The organism is Helicobacteraceae bacterium (genome assembly GCA_031258155.1).
In the GTDB taxonomy this organism is placed as follows: Bacteria; Campylobacterota; Campylobacteria; order Campylobacterales; family SZUA-545; genus JAIRNH01.
The window spans coordinates 1-18,883 of sequence record JAIRNH010000001.1 but is presented as its reverse complement, the minus strand read 5'-3'; the positions used below and the strand labels follow the sequence as shown (position 1 = coordinate 18,883).

At 51.6% G+C, this 18,883-nt stretch carries 13 protein-coding genes; 12 read left to right on the top strand and 1 reads right to left on the bottom strand.

Translation table 11 applies throughout. The annotated features are described in order from the left end of the window. Positions 1 to 2 precede the first annotated feature (2 nt). The 7 genes from nuoH to nuoN are packed head-to-tail and all read left to right on the top strand — an operon-like array spanning position 3 to position 7,333. Complete coding sequence (gene nuoH / locus LBF86_00065) at positions 3 to 995, top strand: NADH-quinone oxidoreductase subunit NuoH (protein MDR0663910.1); 993 nt, start codon at positions 3 to 5, stop codon at positions 993 to 995. Between the two features lie 8 nt (positions 996 to 1,003). Continuing rightward, on the top strand, positions 1,004 to 1,582 hold the full coding sequence (gene nuoI / locus LBF86_00060; protein ID MDR0663909.1) for an NADH-quinone oxidoreductase subunit NuoI: 579 nt from the start codon (positions 1,004 to 1,006) through the stop codon (positions 1,580 to 1,582). A gap of 8 nt (positions 1,583 to 1,590) precedes the next feature. Next, complete coding sequence (locus LBF86_00055) at positions 1,591 to 2,112, top strand: NADH-quinone oxidoreductase subunit J (GenBank protein ID MDR0663908.1); 522 nt, start codon at positions 1,591 to 1,593, stop codon at positions 2,110 to 2,112. Continuing rightward, positions 2,109 to 2,411: an NADH-quinone oxidoreductase subunit NuoK gene (gene nuoK / locus LBF86_00050; protein ID MDR0663907.1), complete on the top strand. Its 303-nt coding sequence runs from the start codon at positions 2,109 to 2,111 to the stop codon at positions 2,409 to 2,411. Before LBF86_00055 ends, nuoK begins: the two co-directional genes overlap by 4 nt. A gap of 7 nt (positions 2,412 to 2,418) precedes the next feature. Continuing rightward, on the top strand, positions 2,419 to 4,314 hold the full coding sequence (gene nuoL, locus LBF86_00045) for an NADH-quinone oxidoreductase subunit L (protein MDR0663906.1): 1,896 nt from the start codon (positions 2,419 to 2,421) through the stop codon (positions 4,312 to 4,314). Then, a complete protein-coding gene (locus LBF86_00040) occupies positions 4,314 to 5,873 on the top strand; it encodes an NADH-quinone oxidoreductase subunit M (GenBank protein ID MDR0663905.1) in 1,560 nt (519 codons plus the stop codon). The genes nuoL and LBF86_00040 overlap by 1 nt, the downstream gene beginning before the upstream one ends. Beyond that, positions 5,870 to 7,333 carry an NADH-quinone oxidoreductase subunit NuoN gene (nuoN, locus tag LBF86_00035; GenBank protein ID MDR0663904.1) on the top strand — a complete coding sequence of 488 codons (1,464 nt, stop codon included), beginning with the start codon at positions 5,870 to 5,872 and terminating at the stop codon, positions 7,331 to 7,333. The genes LBF86_00040 and nuoN overlap by 4 nt, the downstream gene beginning before the upstream one ends. Positions 7,334 to 7,550: 217 nt before the next feature. Here nuoN and LBF86_00030 read toward each other — a convergent pair whose 3' ends face one another. After that, complete coding sequence (locus LBF86_00030) at positions 7,551 to 7,769, bottom strand: hypothetical protein (GenBank protein MDR0663903.1); 219 nt, start codon at positions 7,767 to 7,769, stop codon at positions 7,551 to 7,553. 79 nt (positions 7,770 to 7,848) lie between these two features. Between LBF86_00030 and LBF86_00025 the strand changes: the two genes are divergently transcribed. The 5 genes from LBF86_00025 to LBF86_00005 all read left to right on the top strand — a co-directional run bounded on the left by LBF86_00025 (position 7,849) and on the right by LBF86_00005 (position 18,230). After that, a complete protein-coding gene (locus LBF86_00025; protein MDR0663902.1) occupies positions 7,849 to 9,585 on the top strand; it encodes a hypothetical protein in 1,737 nt (578 codons plus the stop codon). An 875-nt stretch (positions 9,586 to 10,460) separates the two neighbouring features. Next, positions 10,461 to 12,839, top strand: coding sequence for a tetratricopeptide repeat protein (locus tag LBF86_00020; protein ID MDR0663901.1), 2,379 nt, complete (start codon positions 10,461 to 10,463; stop codon positions 12,837 to 12,839). Between the two features lie 1,455 nt (positions 12,840 to 14,294). After that, positions 14,295 to 15,650, top strand: coding sequence for an Asp-tRNA(Asn)/Glu-tRNA(Gln) amidotransferase subunit GatA (gatA, locus tag LBF86_00015; protein MDR0663900.1), 1,356 nt, complete (start codon positions 14,295 to 14,297; stop codon positions 15,648 to 15,650). Positions 15,651 to 15,658: 8 nt separating this feature from the next. Continuing rightward, complete coding sequence (gene guaB, locus LBF86_00010; protein ID MDR0663899.1) at positions 15,659 to 17,110, top strand: IMP dehydrogenase; 1,452 nt, start codon at positions 15,659 to 15,661, stop codon at positions 17,108 to 17,110. Positions 17,111 to 17,120: 10 nt separating this feature from the next. Then, positions 17,121 to 18,230 (top strand): homoserine O-acetyltransferase, encoded by a 1,110-nt coding sequence (locus LBF86_00005; protein ID MDR0663898.1) that lies wholly within the window; start codon positions 17,121 to 17,123, stop codon positions 18,228 to 18,230. Positions 18,231 to 18,883: the final 653 nt, after the last annotated feature.

Below are 18,883 nucleotides of genomic sequence, written 5' to 3'. Positions count from 1 at the left end.
CGATGGACGATCTATTTTCTATTGTAGCGACGATAGTTAAGGCGATTTTAGTCGTGCTGATATTCTCCGCGCTTGCGGGATACGGTACCTATTTCGAGCGGCGGCTGCTGGCGTTTATGCAACGGCGCAAGGGTCCTATGCACGTAGGTCCGCTTGGGCTTTTGCAGATCGTAGCCGACGGCATTAAAATGTTCACGAAAGAGAATATCATTCCTAGCCGCGCGATCAAGCCGATCTTTTTTATCGCGCCGATCATCACCGCCTCCACCGCGTTTATCGCTATGAGCGCCGTCCCGTTCGCGCCGCCCTTCGAGCTGTTTGGGCATACGATCAAACCGATTGTGGCGGACATAAACGTAGGCGTTTTATTCGTGCTTGGCGTGATGGCAAGCGGGCTATACGGTCCTCTGTTGGGCGGTATTGCGTCGTTTAATAAATACTCGCTAATCGGCGGCGCGCGCACGGCGATTCAACTGATCAGCTACGAGGTCGTAAGCATTCTCGCGTTGCTAAGCCCCATTTTGCTGGTCGGATCGCTCTCGCTAATCAATCTAAACGATTATCAAGCGGGCGGGCTGTTCGACTGGATGATCTTTAAGCAACCGCTGGCGTTTGCGCTGTTTATGATGGCGGGCTTCGCGGAGACAAACCGCACCCCCTTCGATCTGTTGGAACACGAAGCGGAGATCGTGGTGGGTTACGCCACCGAGTATTCGGGCATTCATTGGGGTCTGTTCGCCATCGGCGAATACGCCAATATGTTTATTATCAGCTTCTTGATTTCGTTAATTTTCTTGGGCGGTTACAACGATTTTTATATTGTGCCGGGCGCGATCGCGTTACTTCTAAAGGTGGCGTTTTTCTTCTTTTTCTTTATCTTGGTTCGCGGCGCGTGGCCTCATATTCGCCCCGATCAGCTAATGTGGCTGTGCTGGAAGGTCTTAATGCCGCTTGCCGTGATCAACGTTTTGATTACCGCCGCGGTTATTTTGTAGGAGCAACGATGAAACAGGGTTATTTCGACATATCTTTGCCGCCCTATCCGCAAAGCGGCTGGCAAAAATTTAAACAAGTCGTTCGACGCAGTCTTGGCTTGGAGCTACTTAAAGGGTTGTGGGTAGTCTTTAAGGTAATGGTTAAGGACCCGACGCATACGACGGTCTATCCGCTAGAAAGACTGCCCATATCCAAACGCTATCGCGCCGTTCATAGGCTGCTTAGACTGCTTGAAAGCGGCGCGGAGCGCTGCATCGGGTGCGGTCTGTGCGAAAAGATATGCCCCTCAAATTGCATTAGAATGGATACGGGTTTGGGCGAGGACGGGCGCAAAAAGGCGTTTGACTATACGATCAACTTCGGGCGCTGCATCTACTGCGGTTTGTGCGCGGAGGTTTGTCCGGAGCTCGCGATCGTACATGGCGATCGGTTTGAAAACGCGAGCGAGCAGAGGGCGCATTTTTCGATCAAGGACGATATGCTTACGCAACAAGAGGCGATCAAGCTACAAAAAGAGTTCGAGGGTTTCGGCGCGCTCAGTCCTAACGCCGATGAAAATCTCAAGAAAACGCCGTTAGCGTATTAGGAGGCAAGATGTTCGAGGCTATAGCGTTTTATTTTTTCGCGGCGCTGACAATCGTCTGCTTTACGATCGTAACGACGGCGCAACGGACGATCTACGCCTTTACGGCGCTGGCGGCGGGTATGATCTTTATCGGCGCGTTTTTCTTTATGCTGGGCGCGGATTTTATGGGCATAGTTCAGATCGTAGTATATACGGGCGCGGTGATGGCGTTATACGTCTTTGGCATGATGTTTTTTGATTCGACTAAGCCGCTTAACGAGGCGATCGGATCGCAAAAGACGATATTTTTTCTGGCGGCGGCTTGCGCGGCGATTGTCGTAGCTATGATAGCCGCGCCGACTTTCGCGCTCTCTCGCGATAGCGAGCTAGTTAGCGGCGATAACGTAAACGAGATCGGAACAAGCCTATTTACGACCTATATTCTGCCTTTCGAGCTTTCGGGGCTGTTATTGCTTACGGCGATGATCGCGGGTATCGTTTTGGCGAGCAAGCAGATGGAGTATTCGCAAGAGGAGGAGCGCAAAAAATGATCACGCTAACTCACTATATCGTTTTAAGCGCGATTCTTTTCGCGATCGGGCTAGTCGGCGTTATGCGCCGTCAAAATCTGCTGGCGCTCTTTTTTGCCACCGAGATTTTATTAAACAGCGTTAATATCGGCTTAGTGGCGATTTCGCGCTATACGGGGACGATAGAGGGGCAGATATTCGCCTTTTTTATTATCGCGATCACCGCGTCGGAAGTGGCGGTTGGGCTTGGGCTTTTAATCTTGCTGTATAAACGCAAAGGGACGCTTGATCTCAACGTTATCAAGCATATGAACGGATAGGGGCAATATGGAAGAAGCGTTACTGCTAATCGCGTTGTTTTCGCCGCTCGTCGGCTCGCTTTTCGCGGGGCTGTTTTTTGGCGCGAAGGAGAAAAAGATCGTCGCGGGGCTTGCGCCGAGCGCGCTGTTGGCGCTCTCGTTGTGCGCTTCGCTGACGTTGTTGTATTTTGTATATACGCAAGACGTTCGCGTTAGCGTCTCGCTTTTTGATTGGATTGTATCGGGGCGGCTAAACTTGAAGTTTGGTTTTGTGGTCGATGCGATCAGCGTCGTGATGATGTGCGTCGTTACGATTGTTTCCACGATCGTGCATATCTATTCAATCGGCTATATGGCGCACGACAAGAGCTTTAACCGCTTCTTTAGTTATCTAAGCGCCTTCGTGTTTTCGATGATGGTTCTGGTGATGAGCGATAACTTCTTGGGGCTGTTTATCGGCTGGGAGGGGGTGGGGCTATGCTCCTATCTGCTGATCGGCTTTTGGTATCACAAGCCGTTTGCCTCGTGGGCGGCGAACGAGGCGTTTATTATGAACCGCATAGCCGATCTAGGAATGCTGCTTGGCATTTTCTTAATCTATTGGCAGATCGGATCGCTTCGTTACGAGGAGGTTTTCGCTTCGTTGCCTTTTATCGAGCGCGGAGTTTTGATCTGGATCGCGATCTTGCTGTTTATCGGCGCGATGGGCAAATCCGCGCAGTTTCCTCTGCATACGTGGCTTGCCAACGCTATGGAGGGTCCCACTCCCGTTTCGGCGCTGATACACGCGGCGACGATGGTTACGGCGGGCGTTTATCTGCTGGTGCGCGCTAACGCGCTCTATAGCGCGGTAAGCGACGTTAGCGTTATTATCGCGTCGCTTGGCGCGTTCGTCGCCTTTTTCGCCGCGTCGATGGCGCTTGTCGCGACCGATCTAAAGCGCATTATCGCCTATTCGACGCTCTCTCAACTTGGCTATATGTTCGTCGCGGCGGGGCTTGGCTACTATTGGGTGGCGCTCTTTCACCTGACGACGCACGCCTTTTTCAAAGCGCTGTTGTTCTTGGGCGCGGGCAATGTAATGCACGCCATGCGCGACGAGCTTAATATCCGCAAAATGGGCAAGTTGTGGGCGGCGATGAAGCCGACGGCGGTTATGATGACGATCGCCTCGATCGCGCTTGCGGGCATATACCCTTTCGCCGGCTTTTTCTCTAAAGATAAGATATTAGAGGTAGCGTTTGGAAGCTCGCACTTTATTATTTGGGCTACGCTGCTAATCACGGCGGTTATGACGGCGTTCTATAGCTTCCGCGTCGTTATGAGCGTATTTTTTGGCAAAGAGGCGAACTACGAAAAGCTGCATATTCACCCGCACGAGGCGCCGACGTTTATGCTGATCGCCATTTCGCCGTTGGCTATTCTGGCGATTATCGCCGGTTTTTTTGAAACGGGCTATACGAATCTTGTTTCTAAAATGTTAAGCGTGGAGGCGCCGCATTTGGAACACGCGATCGAATACGCGCTGATCGCTGGAACGCTCGCTCTGGTTATCTTAAGCATAGCGTTTGCCATCTGGAAATACGCCAAAGGGGGCTTTAGTCCAAATTGGCAAAATAACCCGATCTATAAGTTTTTGAGCGCCGAGTGGTATATACCGACGCTGTATAAAAAAGCGATTATCGCGCCGTATATGAAGATCGGCGATTTTCTATGGCAAAAGATCGATCTTAAAATCGTGGATTTCGCGGTTGATCTGATCGCCAAACTTACAATGGCGTCCGGCGCGCAACTTAGAAAGACGCAGACGGGCAATCTCTCGCATATGCTTAGGTTGATGGTCGGCGGTCTTGTCGCTCTGCTCGCGATCGCTCTTATCGCGTTAGCGACGACGACTCTTAGCGTATCTATGAAAGGAGCGTGATGTCCTCTTATTTGCTTTCGATTTTAGTGTTTTTTCCGTTATTGGGCGCGTTAGTCGGCTTTGCGATTCCTAAAGATCGCGTTAGGATTTACGCGCTGGTAATCGCCGCGATCGAGTTTGCGCTCTCGCTCTATCTGTGGTATCTGTTCGATTACGACTACAAATTCACAAACGACAGCTTAGGCATGCAGTTTGTCTATTCGCTGCCCGTTATCGAATCGTTGGGTATTAGCTATAAAGTAGGCGTGGACGGCTTTTCGCTGTTTTTAATCATACTTAGCGCCTTTATTACGCTGATTGCGCTGATCGCGCTTGGCGAAACGGAGCGGCTTAAAAACCTTGTCGCCTCGATTTTGATGTTAGAGATGACGATGATCGGCGTTTTCGCGGCGCTTGACGCGATCGTGTTTTATTTCTTTTGGGAGTTTTCGCTGGCGCCTATGCTCTATATTATCGGCGCGTGGGGCAGCGGCAATAGAATCTACGCGGCGGTGAAGTTCTTTATCTACACCTTTAGCGGCTCGCTTTTACTTCTGCTTGGCATACTGTATTTCGCGTGGCTTTTCTATCAGGATATGGGATACGCCACCTTTGATATTATTCAATGGCATAGACACCCGATCGCCTATTCGGCGCAACTCTGGCTCTTTGCGGCGATGGGGATCGGCTTCGCGGTAAAAGTTCCTATGTTTCCTTTTCATACGTGGCTTCCATACGCGCACGGACAGGCGCCCACAATCGGCTCGATCTTGCTTGCCGCCGTGCTGCTCAAAATGGGGACATACGGTTTTGTGCGTTTTAGCCTGCCGCTCTTTCCGGACGCGAGCGTCTATTTCGCGCCGTTTATGGGCGCGATCGGGATTATTATGGTTATCTACGCGGCGATGGTGGCGTTCGCGCAGAAGGATATAAAACAGATTATCGCCTATAGCTCGATCAGCCATATGGGCGTGATTATTCTAGGGACGTTCGCTCTGAACGCGGAGGGTATCGGCGGCTCGGTTTTCTTTATGCTTAGCCACGGGATTATCAGCGGCGCTCTGTTTATGCTGGTGGGCGTAATCTACGATCGCCGCCACACAAAGCAGTTAAGCGAGTTTGGCGGGATCGCCTCCGTTATGCCGATCTACGCGGCGATCTTTATGTTTATGGCGATGGCTTCGGCGGGATTGCCGCTGACGATGGGTTTTGTGGGCGAGTTTTTGTCTCTGCTCGGTTACTTCCGCGCAAGCCCGATTATGGCTTTGTTAGCGGGAACGTCGATTATTCTCGGCGCGGTCTATATGCTTAATCTCTATCGCAAAACCTTCTACGGCGCGGTTACGATAGAGGCGAACAAAACGCTAACCGATCTCAATAGACGCGAGCTTGCGGCGCTTATTCCGCTTGTGTTGGTCGTCGTTTGGCTAGGGGTGTATCCCAAGCCTGTTTTAGCGCCGATCGATAAAGCCTCGATATATTTAGCGCAAATGATGGCGATAAAGTCGGTTCCCAACGAGGACGCTACTAGGCAGAGGCTAGAAAGCCTGAATTCGCCGATGTTTGGAGGCGGGCAATGAGTTCGTTTTCTTTTGTTTCTTTGCTGCCGATCTTGATTCTAGCCGTCGGCGGGATCGTCGTTTTAAGCGTCGATCTGTTTTTCAAAAACGCGGGACGCAACGCGTTCGCCACGATTACGATTGCCGCGCTGCTTATGGCGATCGCGGCGCTTTTTTACCTTGATTTTGTCGAGCGGAGTTTATTCGACGCGCTCTTGATCGACGGGCTTGCCAAAGCCTCTTTATGGGTGATTATCGGCGCGTCGCTACTGTTTATGCCGTTAGCTTTCACGGGAATGCGGTTTTTGGAGTATCAGTTCGCCGAGTTTTACGCGCTGTTTTTATTTATGGCGGCGGGTTTTGCGGCTATGGTTTCTAGCGATAATTTAATCGTGATCGTTATAGGTCTCGAGACCGGCTCTTTGGCGCTCTATACGCTTATCAGCATGCACCGCCGCGACAAGGCGTTGGAGGCGGCGCTTAAATACTTTACGATGGGCGCGCTCGCGGCGGGGCTGCTGATCTTTGGAGTAATGCTGCTTTACGCCGCGACGGGCAGTTTAGAGATAGGCAAGATTCAAAGCGCGTTAGTAACAAGCGGCTTCGAGCATACCTCTTTGATCGTGGCGGCTTCGGCGTTTATTATCGCGGGGCTTGGCTTCAAGCTCTCTATCGTGCCGTTCCACACATGGACGCCGGACGTTTACGAGGGTTCTAGCGCGCCTATGGCGGGCTATATGTCTATAGCGCCTAAGATCGCCGGTTTTGCCGTGGCGATCAGGCTCTTTGATTTTTTAGCGCAAAGTCCGGATCGCGCGGTTTATGCGCTTTTGTATATAGTCGCCGTCGCCACGCTGACGATAGGCAATCTTTTGGCGCTTATGCAAGACGACGTTAAGCGAATGCTCGCCTTTAGCTCGATTAGCCACGCCGGATTTGTTATGTGCGCTTTCGTGATGGGTTCCAGCGAGGCGCACGCGGGCTTGTTTCTTTATTGGGTTTTATTTTTATTTACCAATTTAGGCGCGTTCGCTATGCTGTGGATTTCGCGCCACCCAAGCAAAACGTGGGATATTCGTTTCGATCACCCCTACGGCAAGTTTTCTGGCATGATAAAACTTAGCCCTATGGGCGCCGTGATTATGGCGATCTTTATGCTTTCGCTCGCCGGTATTCCGCCGTTTGCGCTCTTTTTCGGCAAAATCTATTTGATTGGCGAGGCGATAGCGAGCGATCATCTCTATCTCGCTCTTATTATGTTGGTCAATAGCGCGATCGCCGTCTATTACTACCTAAAGTTAATCGTCTATATGTTTTTGCGCGATCCGTCGGATAACGACGGCACGGTTTATTATCAAAACGGCGCGGTTCCGTTGAAGATCGTGCTTGGAGTAGCCGCCGTAATGGTCGTTACGTCGTTTTTCTGGATCGAGCCGCTACTAGGCTCTTTGAACGATCTAATCGTCGCCGGCGGTTATTAAAAGAGACCGCGCGCCGCGATCGTATCTTGCGCGGCGGTTTTATTTGCGCCGTCGATCGGCGGCGCAAAGCGGCGAAACTTAATCTGATATAAATCGCAAAAAACTAAATCGCGTAATTTCAAAAGTCTGGCTTTATATTACATTAAGGTTTGTCGGTTATCATTCCGTTAGATTTGATTCTTACAATCCTACCTTAACAAAAGGAAAAGCAATGACTTTAGCTCGTAGCGTAAATCCACAGCGGGGGGGGGGGGCTTTTAGCTCTAATAACGGCTCTAACTTGTCTAACCTCTCCAATAATAGCCGACGAATCGGCTGAATCAAACAGTTCATTCGCCGCGGCGCAATCAGGCGAAGAGAACGCGAGCGAAAATTCCTCGAGCGCGATAGAACCATCGAAAACCGCTTCCGACGGCAACGTAACCGAGCTTGACAAAGCGAAGATTGTCGTCGGCGGCGCCGGAACATTTGTCTGGAAGAATATCGACGCGAAACTGCCTTCCTTTTATAAGGGGATGTTCTTTTATGAAGGGGTGTTCTTTTCTGAAACGCTCGAAGGCGTTACTTATAGAGAAGCTGAGACATATTGCAAAAACTACCCGTCTGTAATCCCCTGGAGATTGCCGAACCGGTACGAGATGGTAAAGTTGGGGGACTCTTATGAATTCCTTCCTGATAAACGTGAGAAAAGTTACTGGACTAAAACTAAAGATGACGACTATTACTATAAAAAAGATGGCGGTATTGTATACTATGACGCAATAAGCGTCAGTACAATAAATTACTCGAAAGTACGTATTTGGCGTCCAGTAGACTGGCGTGAGCAGGACGACTGGTTTGATAGGACTGCCCGTTATAACGCCATCTGCGCGGTTTCCCCCAGCGATGTCAACAAAGTCAGGGCGGCGCCAACCAGGCTAATGGCGGAAATGGCCAAGAAAGACCTTGCCGGAATCTGCGCCGCTGAAGCGAAGCCGGTCAAAACCGAGGCAACCATTCCGCCTAAGGGCGAATTTGAAATCACCGCGGATTATGACAAAAAGGTAAAATCCTTGCTAGACGACGCCGAAAAGGGTTACCAAGACGCTCTAGCGGCTTGGCGAGAGAGAGACGCTAAACGTAAAAGAGATTGCCGGCAGACCAGAGAGAACCTCAAGAAGAACCAGAGTGTTATCATGGGCTATTACAGCGACGTTTTCCATTTTCTTTACGGCGCCCCGATGTTAGACAAGGTTGAATATAACGCGGATAAACAGGAGTTTTCTGTAATTTTTCGAGCTCAGATCGACCAGAACTTCACTCTGCCCATGCGCGTCCCAGTAAAGATGTCTTATGCTCAGGATTTTAAGCGCATCTTGCAAGCCAACGCCAAGGATATTGAATTGGAGATCCGAGCGGACGGCGATAAATTCACCGCCGTTCCGCCCAGAACTCTCCTTAAGCCGGAACAGTTTGTGGAGGGCTACCTTCTTAAAGAGGCTTCAAACATAGACGAAGTGAAGGCTTTCATAGAGAGTTATCCTCAATCCATCCATCGGGCAGAGGCTGAAAAAAAGTATTGCGATCTGACCAAAACCATTGCCGAAGTGAAGGCGTTCATAGACCTATATCCTCAATCCATCCATCGGGCAGAGGCTGAAAAAAAGTATTGCGATCTAGCCAAAACCATAGACGAAGTGAGGGCTTTCATAGAGCTATATCCTCAATCCATCCATCGGGCAGAGGCGGAAAAAAAGTATTACGAACTGGCCAAAACCATTGCCGAAATGAAGGCATTCATAGAGCTATGCCCTCAATCCGTTCATCGGGACAAGGCGGAAAAAAAATATTACGATTTAGCCAGAACCTCCATTGCCGCTTTGAACGATTTTATAGCCGCCGTTCCGAAATCCGCGCTGATTCCCGCCGCGCAAGAAGACTTAGCGCAATTAAAAGCCGACGAAAAAGCCTATCGGGCGCGTCTGGAGGCTCAGGCTAAAGAAGAAGCTAGATTGAAAGAAGAATGGGAGAAAGAACAGGCGGAGCGCGAACGCAGGAAAAACGAGGCATACATGGCGCGTAAATCTATAGGGGAATTAGTCTGCAGGGATACGACACTCTTGTTTGGCGCTTTATTTCCATGCCAGGCTTTTGTCGAAGATATCAGCGGCGATAAAATACAGATAAGAATACATAACAGTGGCGGTACCTCTTATGACAAGGGTCAGATTCTTTGGGATAATTACTACAATTGGAGAAGGTGCAGTTATTAGTATCATGTCGCGCCGAGCCGATAGGCGAGGCGTTTAGATCGAATATAAGCCCTCGCGTTTACGCGGTCTATCATGTTGGCTACGATCCGATCGTAAAAGGCGGCGTAGCCAACCGCGCTTTTTCAAGCGGCGCGCGCTCTTACAACGAACGCCGTTAGATTTGACCGAAACTAAAGCAAAGATCAACCGCTAAACAGCGTTTCAAAGCGTATGGCAAGCGCCCAATATCGACGTTAAAATCACGGAAAGGTTGAGCGGACAATACGCTTTTACGGGTTCGTATAAGGAGAGATCGGATATTACGGCGGCAACCGCGACGAAAAACAGAGCTTATGCGACAGCGATATAGGCGCGGTTATAAAGTTTAGAGACGGATTGCGGTTCAACGTAGGCGTTTATAACGCGTCTAATAAAAAGATCGCGGGAGCGCTACAGGTTTGTCGAGGGCAGACGAGTAAGCGCGGGCTTTGTTTCGGACATTTAAGGTTTTCGCGTTTGCGTCGCTTTGGCGTAATATCGAAATCGGCGCAACGCAAAACAGCCGCCCTTATCCCGACTCGCCGCTCGCGCTCGCGCCGCCCTTATTTGCGGGCGCTACGATCAATCGCTTTTAATTTTAGCGCGCGCTTTTTGCCTTGTCGCGCCTATATGGTTTTCATAAAATGTCGAACAAGGTAGAGCGCAAAACGATCAGTCTCAATCGCCGCGTTCGCCGATTGTCGCGTTGCCTTGAACAATTTCCGCTATGCTCTTTGCGTCTCTTTTATGGCAACGCTAGCCAGCTAAGTTTAGGCGCGCGACGCTGTTCAATAGTTTGCGAGCCGCAATCGGCTATTATTGGCTTCAAGGAACGCGGTTTGCTTTTTATTTAGGATATGAAACAGTTTTTTGGCGTAATCTTGCCGCTTGTCGTCTCGTCGTTATACGCGCTTGATATTACGCAGACGACGGGCATTATAGACAAAGAGAGCTACCTAGCTCTTACGCTCAAAGAGGATCGCCCATTTTCTTGCCGCGTTAATCCCGCTACGTTATTGGAAGCGGGCAATATGGTTTGCGAGTTTGATCGCGTTCCCGCGCTGAAGCCGCAGCCAATCGACAATCCCTTTTTCAGCGTCGAACCGATTTTAGACCCAAAGCGCTTTACAATAAAGATTGCGTTCAAGCAAAATGCGCTTGTGTATCCGATGGAGACGCCCACGCTTTCCTCGATTCCGATCGCGCCAAACGGCGAAATAACCTCTTCGTCGCGCTGGATCGCGATCGGATACAAAAACAAGCCGCCTGTTTTACGCGCGTCAAGCGGCGGCGGATTAAACTTTCCCGTCGTTTTTCCGCCGTTTGAACCTCCCTCCGTCGGCGCGCTTGATCTAAACGGCGCTCCGATCGCCAATCGCGCCATAAGCGAGGACGGACAGGAGTTTTCGCGGATTTTAGCGCAGTATGAGGCTGGATTTTTGACCGACGCGCAGCGAATGATCGACGACGCGCTGGCGCGAAGCGACGGCAAACATCTGTTTATGCCGGAGCTTCTTGCGCTTAAGATAAAGATTTTAGACAAGCTCGGCGATCAGGACGAAGCGCTAATAGCCGCCGCTAAGCCTTGGACGGAGGCTTACGCCTTTCATAAAGAGACGCCGGAGATTTTACTGCTCCTAGCCAACGCGCAAACGCGACTAGGGCTTATCGCCGACGGGCGGTATCATTACGATACGCTCATTCGTGAATATCCCAAAAATCCTCTTTCCGACTTCGCGCGAATCTACAAAGCGGATCGCGCCATGATCGAAGGCAAGGCTTTCGACGCGAAGTTAGGTTACGAGAGCGTTTTGTTTAACTCGCAAGACGTTTCCGCCGCCGCGCTCGCCGCCTCGCGTTTGGCGGATATGGCTATTCGAGAGGACGATATTCCAAAAGCCGCCGAGTTTTACGAAAAGATATTAAAAAGCGCTCCGGAGTTTTTTCTGGATAAGCTAGACGAAAGCGAGCGCCTCATGAACCTGATGGCGGAGCAAAAACTATACGTCCCAGCCGCGCTGTTGGGCGAGATTGTTCTAGAGCATATCGACTCGACGTCGCAAACGTATGAAAATTCGTTGTTAAGTCTGGCTAGATGGCAAAACTTCGCGCATATGAGCGAAAAATCGCTGATCACTTACGAGCGTTACCTTGCCGAGTTTGATTTTTCGCCGCAAGCGCCGTTAGCCAGAAAAGAGCGCGATCTGCTGGAGTTCTCGATAGGCAGACAGACGCAGGAGGCAAATCTGGCGCTTTATGACGAGATTATTACAAAATATCCGGACGACGAAGCGGCAGACCGCGCGTTATACGAAAAGTCTAAATTGCTTGTTCGGCTTGGTCGTTACGCCGAAGCAAGCGAGATTTTACCAAAGTTAGACAAGCTGGATAAGGCTTTGTTTCACAATTTCGACGCGCAAATGCGACAGATGGAGCGCTCGCTGTTAGACGCTTTCTTGCAAGCGGGCGATTGCGCCGCCGCCGCGCGGTTTAGTCGCGATCGTAGGCTCGGCGTTTCTATCAGAAGCGACGAGGCTTATTTTGACTGCGCTTACAAGGCGCGCGACTTTAACCTCGCGCTGGAGATCGCGCAAACCAACATTCGCAAATATTCGCCGGCTAAAGGAGCGAAGTGGTCGGCTAGACGGCTAGATACGCTCTATGCTATGGCGGACTATCCGAGCTATATCGACGGCGAGGAGCGCTATATCAAAATGCTTCGCGCCCTAAAAGAGCCGATCGGCGCGGATCGCTATATCCGCCTGTTTGACTCTTACCGCCGAACCGGTTTTGAGCCTAAACGAATGGGCGAGATAGCCGCGATCGTCGAATCGCAATTTCCCAAAGAGCCGCGCTTGATGGATATATATGCCGCTATGATCGTTTTAAGCGCCGATCAAAACGACTCTAAGAGCCAATACGACTACTCCAAAAAGCTCGTTAACCGAACGCGATTAACGGCTGTTAAGGCGTTTACGCCCGAAGCTGAGATGGCGTTCGCCCGCGCCGCGCTTAAAGAGGGCAAGCCAAACGAGGCGATCTTGGTTTTGCAAACGCTATTAAACGAAGCGCTAGATATTCGCGATCGCTCCAAGGCGCTATTTACGCTCGGCGAGGCTTTAGAGCAAAACGCAAGCGTCGATCTGGCGGCGACAGCGTTTCAGCGTTGCGCCAATCTTGAAATTAACGATGATCCGTGGAGCAATCTCTGCCGTGAAAAGATAGCGGCGCGCTAACGACGACTTGCCGCCGCGAAACATGTAACCTTTAATAAAAACACGCGATCGTATTGGGAAAGGGACGCGAGCCAATATCTTGCGCTATAGCGCCGCGAAGTCGGCGGCGCTAATCTTGCGCGGGGTAGGGCGGGCGCCAACAAATCGGCGGCGATCTGGCAAGGATAAAAAAGCGCAGAATTAAGCGGGGCGTTTGATAGTCTAAGCGTAAGGTCTAAAAAGCGATATGCGTAAATCGTATATCTCATTTTAAGATAGCGTTACTCTCTTTTTTTACCAAAAGGTAAAAAACGACAGGTTTCCATAACCGAATCTAACCCCTCAAACTCTGGTCATATCGCAACAACCTTCTTTGTCGTTCCCGCTTCTCCAGTTGTTCCCGCGAAGCGCCCGCGCGAGTAGGAGCGCAAGGCGGGCGGGGCAGGGCGGGTATCCACTTCTGTCAAATAATCGTAATGTAAGCGCGTTGCATGGTTTTTGACCTTTTATGGATTCCCGCGTGCGCGGGAATGACGGAAGCGCGGATTCCCGCTTTGGCTGGAAAATGAGTCGTTTTTGGCGCGCGTATTTCGAGCGCCTCTCTCCGCGCGCAAGCCGTAGGCGGTCAATCCTTTGTTAAAAAGCGGCTTGTTTGTTAGCGTTAAACTTTGACGGACGTTCCGCTTGCGCTACGGATACATATGAGCTGACCACTATATCGTTGGGAGTTTAAGTCGCCAAGCGATTTTACGCCGTCGGATGGTTTTTCGCGCATTTGTTGGTTAAAACCCGTCGGCGGCGCGGCGAGGGCGATCCGATTATTACGCTTACAACAAGGCGTAAATCCACCGTCGGTTGGAGCTTACATGCCGCGCTTATACGGGCAGCAAAGACGCGTATCTCAGGAAAGCCCCGCTAAATGATTTTCTTGGCGGGCGGGTTCTTGCGTATGAAAAAGCGGTTTATTGATTTACGAGATAACGATAACGAGCGTTAGAGACGGCAAGCCGCCGCTTAAATACGCAGGTAACGACCTAATTTTATTGCGCGCCAAAACGATTTTGCGCGTCCTAAATACGGACTGTATCGCAAAATCGCAAAAGAACTTAAAGACGAAGTTTTGCGCTTTGCCGACTTCGAGCTTATAGAGATAGGCGCCAAATAGGGTTCTGCCGCTCGCGCTAATTTAGCTAGTAAATCGCCTGTAAAACGTAGCGCGAAGAGATCGAAAGTAATCAAACAAGCGGATTGCTAGAGCGCTACGTTCGTTTAGCGCGAGGCTTGCTAGAAATTCGGCGGCGGCATAATTTGCCGATCGATTTTAACGACCGCGGCGGCGAGCGCCCCGTCGATACGCTCAGCGCTTTGGCGCTTTGGCTATTGCGCCGCGTAGCAATAGGGTCGATTTTACGTTTTGGCAAAAAACTTGGCGTAGCGGCGCTATAATCCGCTCATATTTTGGCAAGGATACCGCCTTTGATTACACTTAAAGAAGCCTTAAAACTACCCAAAGAGGCGTTGCGCGACTTAAAAGAGGACTTACAAAAAAAAATCAACGAAAACAGAGCGATCGGCGCATATGTCGAACAACTGACAAACGAGCCTATCAACGAATACGGCGAAGGCGCTTTTGTATTGATAAAAGACAACATTCAGGTTAAGGGCTGGAGCGTAACCAGCGCCAGCAAGATACTGCAAGGCTATGTCGCGCCATACGACGCAACCGTCGTGCAAAACCTGCTCAAAGCGAATATCGCGCCGTTTGGACGCGCCAACATGGACGAGTTCGCTATGGGAAGCTCGACCGAGACGAGTTTTTACGGAAAAACGCTCAACCCGCGCAATCTCTCCCGCGTGCCGGGCGGCAGCAGCGGCGGCAGCGCGGCGGCGGTGGCGGGCGGCTTCGCGATCGCCGCGCTTGGAAGCGATACGGGCGGATCGATTCGCCAACCGGCGGCTTTTTGCGGTTGCGTGGGCTTCAAACCGACTTACGGGCGGGTGAGCCGCTACGGTTTGGCAAGCTACTCGTCGAGCCTCGATCAGATCGGTCCTATAACGCAAAACGTAGAGGACGCGGCTATTTTATTCGACGCGATCGCTGGTTTTGACCCTAAAGATTCCACAAGCGCGGCAGTAGAGGCGGCAAACGTCTCCAGAAAACTCGATCCAAAGCGTAAGCTAAAGATCGCCGTTATAGAGAACTATATCGAGCAGACCAATCCCGACGTGGCGAAGGCGCTTAACGAGGCGGCGAAAACGCTTGAGAGGGCGGGGCATACGATTGTAAAAAAGACGATGGGCGACTGCGCGCACCACGTGGCTACTTACTACGTGTTAGCCGCCGCCGAAGCTAGCGCCAACTACGCGCGATACGACGGGATTAGATACGGCTTTAGAGGCGAGGGCGGCGATCTAAAAGAGATTTACGACTCGACTAGATCGCAAGGCTTTGGCGACGAGGTAAAGCGCCGTCTGCTACTAGGGGCGTTTGTGCTCTCTAGCGGATATTATGAGGCGTATTATCGCAAGGCGCAAAAAACGCGCAAACTTATCGGCGACGAGTTTGCCGCCATTCACGACGAGTGCGATCTAATTTTCGCCCCCGTTACGCCGAGCGTCGCTTTTGAGTTCAACGCCAAGAAATCGCCGCTCGATATGTATCTAAGCGATATTTTTACCATTTCGGTTAATCTAGCGGGGCTTCCGTCTATCAGCGTTCCGATCGGAAGCGGCGCGGATAATCTGCCCGTCGGCGCGCAGTTGATCGGCAAGCCGTTTGACGAGCGAGCGGTTTTCGACGGGGCGCTTAGCTTAGAAAACGCGCTTAAATAAGGATTGTTATGGCGTTAAATATACTAAAAAGAGCTTTCACTTTCGACGATCTGCTACTCGTTCCGCGATATAGCGCGGTGTTGCCCGTAGAGGTCAATCTGCGCACGAAGCTAAGCAGAAATATCCCGCTTAATATTCCGATCGTTTCGGCGGCGATGGACACCGTTACCGAGTTTCGCGCGGCGATCGCCGTAGCGAGGCTGGGCGGAGTCGGCGTTATCCACAAAAATATGGATATACAAAGCCAAGCGAACGAGGTAAGAAAGGTCAAGAAAAGCGAGAGCGGGATCATTATCGATCCCGTGCATATTACGCCCGACGCGACGCTTGGCGAAGCGGAAGAGATTATGCGCGAGTTTAGAATCAGCGGCGTGCCGGCGATCGACGAACACGACAGGCTCGTCGGAATTATCACAAACCGCGATATGCGTTTTGAGACCGATATGGGGCGGTTGGTAGGCGAGGTGATGACCAAAACGCCGCTTATTACGGGCAAAGTCGGCACGAGCTTAGACGAGGCGGCGGAGATTATGCGCGAGCATAAGATAGAAAAGCTGCCGATCGTGGACGAGGGCGGCTATCTTAAAGGGCTTATCACCATAAAAGATATTAAAAAGCGCAAAGAGTATCCCGATTCCAACAAGGACGATTTTGGACGGCTTCGCGTGGCGGCGGCGATCGGCGTAAGGCAGTTTGAACGCGCCGAAGCGCTGGTGAAAGCGGGCGCGGACGCGCTTGTTTTGGACTCCGCGCACGGACACAGCAAGGGCATTATCGAGACGATCAAGACGATCAAGGAGCGCTTCGCCGTCGATCTGATCGCGGGGAATATAGCCTCTGCGGAAGCGGCGAAGGCGTTGATCGAGGCGGGCGCGGACGGGATTAAGGTGGGCATAGGACCTGGCAGTATATGCACGACGCGGATCGTGGCGGGCGTGGGCGTGCCGCAATTAAGCGCAATCGACGAGTGCGCCAGCGTCGCTAAACAATACGACGTTCCCGTCGTAGCCGACGGCGGGATCAAATACAGCGGCGATCTGGCTAAAGCGCTGGCGGGGGGCGCTAGTTGCGCGATGATCGGCTCGCTTCTGGCTGGGACGGAAGAGTCCCCGGGCGAAACGATTATGTTTCAAGGTCGCCAATATAAAAACTATCGCGGCATGGGTAGTCTTGGCGCGATGCAAAGGGGCGGCGCGGATCGCTACTTTCAAGAGGGTATGGCGCGCGATAAGCTGGTGCCGGAAGGGATCGAGGGTAGGGTGCCGTATCGCGGCAGGGTAGCCGACGTGATTCATCAGCTTATCGGCGGGCTAAGAAGCTCTATGGGTTATCTAGGCGCGAAAGATATTCCGACCTTCGCGCAGACGGCGCAGTTTGTGGAGATCACTTCGGCTGGGCTAAAAGAGAGCCACGTCCATGACGTGGATATTACCAAAGAAGCGCCGAATTATCACCGCTAGATTTAAGTAAGTGGGCGATCTTAACCTAAGAACAAAAACCGCGTCGTTCAAAAACGCGCTCTATTTGGAGAGCGGGCGGATTTTGGAGCCGTTTGAGATCGTCTATGAGACCTACGGGACGCTTAACGAAGCCAAAGACAACGCAATCGTCGTCTGCCACGCTTTGAGCGGCAGCCACCACGCGGCGGGGCGCTACGAAAACGACAAAAAAGCTGGTTGGTGGGACGCTCTGATCGGAAGCGGCAAGGCGATTGACGTTGATCGCTTTTTTGTGATATGCGCGAACGTGATCGGATCGTGCTACGGCTCGACGGGACCAACTAGCCCCGCGTATCCGAGTTTGGAGCCGTATCGCTTTAAGTTTCCCGTCGTTACGGTCAAAGATATGGTCAAAGCCGAAAGATTGCTTATCGATCGGCTTGGGCTAAATAGTATCCACGCGGTTATCGGCGGCAGCATGGGAGGAATGCAGGCGCTACATTTCGCCGTCGATTACCCCTCTTTGGCGAAGCGTATAGTCGTTATGGCGACTACGCACGCGACAAGCCCTTGGGCGATCGCGTTTAATAAGGTCGCTATGGAGGCGACGATCAGCGATCCCGCGTTTGAAAACGGCGCTTACGATATAGAGGCGTTGCGAGAGCGCGGGTTAAAGGGCGCGGCGATCGGGCGAATGGCGGGGCATATCAGTTTTCTTAGCCCCGAATCGATGAACCGCAAGTTTGGTCGCGATTTTACGGGCGCGGAAGGTTTGTTTGATCTATTCGGGCGCTTTCAGATCGAGCGGTATCTCGACTATAACGGCGGCAACTTCCCTAGATGGTTTGATCCGCTGTCGTTTTTGTATATTATCAAGGCGATCAACATATACGATATATCGCGCGGCTACGACTCCCTAGAGAGCGCTCTATCGCGCGTGAAATCGCGCCTGCATCTGTTTGGCTTTGATCGCGATCTGCTCTTTTTGCCGCGAGAGCTACAGGAGATCGACGCGACGATGAAAAAGATCGGCAAAGGCGATCTAAGCGCCTACCACCATATAAACAGCGACTACGGACACGACGCTTTTCTGGTTGAAACGGACAAGTTCGCGGACATATTAGCCGACGTATTGCGCTAACTTCCTTTATTAGCGACGGTTAGCTCGTATTACCAGCGACTACGGACGCGACGTTTTTAGTTAAGGGGATTTTTTAAGAAAAGAGATTCGGCGCGCTCTTTCGCCGTTGCCGTTTATAAATATCTTTGTCGCAAAAAGTAACGTTTTACGCGCCGCTAAAGCCGCTATTCAAACCTTCGTAGGCGAATTGTGTGTTGCAATCGCTTTGCTACAAGCGGCGCCTCCTCTGTCATACCCGCGCAAAGCAAGCGCGAACGCTTCGTAATCAAAGGCGGGTATCCATATACGCGCCGAAGGCGTCAAAGAGATGGATTCCCGCTTGCCTCCGCGATTACGGGCGGTAAACCGCCCTATCGCTCCGCGCGGGAATGACGAGGATGGTTTTCCGCCTTCCTGCGCGCCTTGCGCTCCTATCGGGGCGCTTACGCGGGAAAGACGCGAAGGGCGAATTGGCGTTGTTACGTCTCCTTACGCGGCGTTATTTTAGTTTTACTATCCAATAGTCGTAACGGTCGGTAGCGCCATGATGACCCGTTACATCGCCGTCGTTAGAGAGGCTTCTGCCCGCGACAATATAGCCGTCGTCGCTCGTCTGTTGGATGGAATAAGCCTCGTCGTCGGCGCTGCCGCCAAGAGTTTTATCCCACACGAGC

What these genes read in the sequence shown, in the direction of transcription:
- LBF86_00025 (MDR0663902.1), top strand. Translation starts at nt 7,849, where the DNA reads ATGTTCTTTTATGAAGGGGTGTTCTTTTCTGAAACGCTCGAAGGCGTT.
- nuoH (MDR0663910.1), top strand. Translation starts at nt 3, where the DNA reads ATGGACGATCTATTTTCTATTGTAGCGACGATAGTTAAGGCGATTTTA.
- nuoI (MDR0663909.1), top strand. Translation starts at nt 1,004, where the DNA reads ATGAAACAGGGTTATTTCGACATATCTTTGCCGCCCTATCCGCAAAGC.
- nuoK (MDR0663907.1), top strand. Translation starts at nt 2,109, where the DNA reads ATGATCACGCTAACTCACTATATCGTTTTAAGCGCGATTCTTTTCGCG.
- guaB (MDR0663899.1), top strand. Translation starts at nt 15,659, where the DNA reads ATGGCGTTAAATATACTAAAAAGAGCTTTCACTTTCGACGATCTGCTA.
- LBF86_00040 (MDR0663905.1), top strand. Translation starts at nt 4,314, where the DNA reads ATGTCCTCTTATTTGCTTTCGATTTTAGTGTTTTTTCCGTTATTGGGC.
- nuoL (MDR0663906.1), top strand. Translation starts at nt 2,419, where the DNA reads ATGGAAGAAGCGTTACTGCTAATCGCGTTGTTTTCGCCGCTCGTCGGC.
- LBF86_00020 (MDR0663901.1), top strand. Translation starts at nt 10,461, where the DNA reads ATGAAACAGTTTTTTGGCGTAATCTTGCCGCTTGTCGTCTCGTCGTTA.
- nuoN (MDR0663904.1), top strand. Translation starts at nt 5,870, where the DNA reads ATGAGTTCGTTTTCTTTTGTTTCTTTGCTGCCGATCTTGATTCTAGCC.
- LBF86_00055 (MDR0663908.1), top strand. Translation starts at nt 1,591, where the DNA reads ATGTTCGAGGCTATAGCGTTTTATTTTTTCGCGGCGCTGACAATCGTC.